A 2273-nucleotide genomic window follows, 5' to 3' on the forward strand; every position below is an offset into this window, starting at 1 on the left:
GGCGTAAAAGCGCCGCGCGGAAAGGAAGATAAAAATGACAGGACACTTAGATATTAAAGATCTGGAAAAGATGAAAAAGGACGATTTGAAAGCGCTGGCAAAAGATATGGGTATCAGTGACGAGGGCACAGTAAAAGAACTGGCCGCAAGGATTGCGGCGGAAGAGGTGGAAGTACCCGAAGAGGACGAACTGACAGAAGAGGAAAAAGAAGCAGCGAAAGCGGCGGAAGATGAAGAGGCAGCAGAAGAACCGCCGAAAGTGTCCGAAACGGACACCGCGCAGGAGGATAAGAAAAAGGTAACAGTGCGCGTTATCCAGACATACAAGGATAAAAAAGCAAAACAGGTATTCAGACCGGGTTTTGAGTTCAGCATTTCACTGAAAAGGGCAAAGGAGCTGGAGGCGGCGAAAGTTGCGGAGATTGTAACAAAATGAGCGGCATGGAAACCGTGCTGACTGATACCGTCAAGGGCAGCATGAGGATTTTAAGCAAGTCTGCGGTAATTGAGAACGATATAAACAATATGATTGCCGCCGCAAAACAGGATTTATCTGTATCCGGGGTAAAAAAGATTGATGAAACAGACGCGCTTATTATCCGGGCAATTACTCTTTTCGTAAAGTCAGAAATGAACTACCAGAACCGAGGCGAACAGTACAGACAGAGCTATGAACTGCAAAAACAGTCCTTGTGTCTGGCTGGAGATTACAACACGGAAGAGGGATAAAATGCCGGGAGAAATCACTTTAATAGAGCAGATCAACGACACTGAAACAGAGGAAACTACAATTTTCTGTGAAGTGGATAGCATCACACAAAGCGAGTTTGAGGCAGCAGGACAGAAAGACATAAAGCCGAGCTACAAATTTACTGTATGGAGCTTTGAGTATAACGATCAGACAGAGGTAGAGTATTGCGGGCAAAGGCTGACCATTTACAGGACGTACCAGCGCCCGAACGAAGAAAGAATAGAGCTGTATGCAGAAAAGAGGTTAGGCAGACGTTGAGCACGGATATAAACAATGTTGCGGCAGAGATCGCGCGGGGGCTTACGGAGTATGACCAGAGCGTAGCAAATGACATTAAGAAAATTGTAGATGATGTGGCAGCGGAGGGAGTAAGCGAATTAAAGCAAACGAGCCCGAAACTGACAGGGAGTTACCGAAGAGGCTGGAGAAAAAAGCAGTCATACAGCGACAGCAGAACAAAGAGAAACACGGTATACAACAAAACAGACTACCAGTTAACGCACTTGCTTGAATATGGGCACGCCAGCAGATACGGCGGCAGGGTAAAGCCAAAGGTACATATTAAGCCCGTAGAGGAAAGTATGATAGAGAGTCTGGAAACCAAGATAGAAGAGGCGGTAAAAGGATAATGAGGCTTGAAACGATCATAAAAAGGGCAGAGAGTTTAGGGCTGCCAATAGCAAAAGATGCGTTCCGGGAGACAAGAGAAACACCATTGCCAGAACCGCCGTATTTGGTGTATATAACGCCGCAGATAAACGGACGCGGCGGAGATGATGTAATACTCGTACATGAGATATTTGCGGCTCTGGAGCTGTATACAGATAAGGCAGCAAACGGGGAACTGGAAAAACTGATAGAGGAAAAAGTATTTTTCGATACTGATTATCAGAAGTATCAGGACACCATAGAGGACGAGGACATGGTACAAACGGCGTATGAATTTACCATATACGAAAAAGTGAGAAGAAAGAAAGGGGATATACAGAATGGACAGTGAAAGAATTACATTAGGCAGCGGAAAACTCTATTGTATGTTATTCACGGGAGAAATCCCGGAGGATACAGAGATAGAGACAGAAAATAACCAGCTTGCGCACATCAAAGGTGGGGCATCCGTGGAGTACACGGCAGAGACATACACCGCAAAAGATGATTTAGGCGTTGTATCGAAAACAAAGCTGACAAATGAGGACGTTATCTTAAAAGCCGGACTGCTGACATGGTGCGCAAAGACGCTCAAAAAGTTAAGTTCAACGGCGAGAGTAACAGAGGACACGAGGAAAAGGACGGTCAAGATCGGCGGTATTAAAAACCAGACAGACGAGAAATATCTTATCCGTTTCCTGCATGAGGACGAAGAGGACGGAGATATCAGAGTAACAATCGTAGGAAAGAACGAAGCAGGATTTTCATTCAGCTTTGCAAAAGATGCGGAAAGTACAATAGAGCCGCAGTTTAAGGCGCACCCTATGGACAAAGAGGGAACGCTTTTAATCTTTGATGAAGAAATCCCGCAGAC

The 2273-nt window shown here is 45.4% G+C and carries 6 protein-coding genes; all 6 read left to right on the forward strand.

Translation table 11 applies throughout. The features are described 5' to 3' along the window. The first annotated feature begins 34 nt into the window (after window positions 1-34). Complete coding sequence (locus tag QZL64_RS12960; RefSeq protein WP_021842371.1) at window positions 35-436, forward strand: hypothetical protein; 402 nt, start codon at window positions 35-37, stop codon at window positions 434-436. Continuing rightward, complete coding sequence (locus QZL64_RS12965; RefSeq protein WP_021842372.1) at window positions 433-729, forward strand: phage head-tail connector protein; 297 nt, start codon at window positions 433-435, stop codon at window positions 727-729. Before QZL64_RS12960 ends, QZL64_RS12965 begins: the two co-directional genes overlap by 4 nt. A gap of 1 nt (window position 730) precedes the next feature. Continuing rightward, window positions 731-1009, forward strand: a complete 279-nt coding sequence (locus QZL64_RS12970) for a phage head closure protein (RefSeq protein ID WP_021842373.1) — start codon at window positions 731-733, stop codon at window positions 1007-1009. Next, window positions 1006-1380, forward strand: a complete 375-nt coding sequence (locus QZL64_RS12975; RefSeq protein ID WP_021842374.1) for an HK97 gp10 family phage protein — start codon at window positions 1006-1008, stop codon at window positions 1378-1380. The genes QZL64_RS12970 and QZL64_RS12975 overlap by 4 nt, the downstream gene beginning before the upstream one ends. Beyond that, complete coding sequence (locus QZL64_RS12980; protein ID WP_021842375.1) at window positions 1380-1751, forward strand: hypothetical protein; 372 nt, start codon at window positions 1380-1382, stop codon at window positions 1749-1751. The genes QZL64_RS12975 and QZL64_RS12980 overlap by 1 nt, the downstream gene beginning before the upstream one ends. Next, a partial coding sequence (locus tag QZL64_RS12985) for a hypothetical protein (protein ID WP_296309697.1) occupies window positions 1741-2273 on the forward strand: 533 nt, incomplete at its 3' end. The genes QZL64_RS12980 and QZL64_RS12985, both read left to right, overlap by 11 nt.

The sequence above is a fragment of the Veillonella sp. CAG:933 genome (assembly GCF_000431435.1).
In the GTDB taxonomy this organism is placed as follows: domain Bacteria; phylum Bacillota; class Negativicutes; order Veillonellales; family Veillonellaceae; genus Veillonella_A.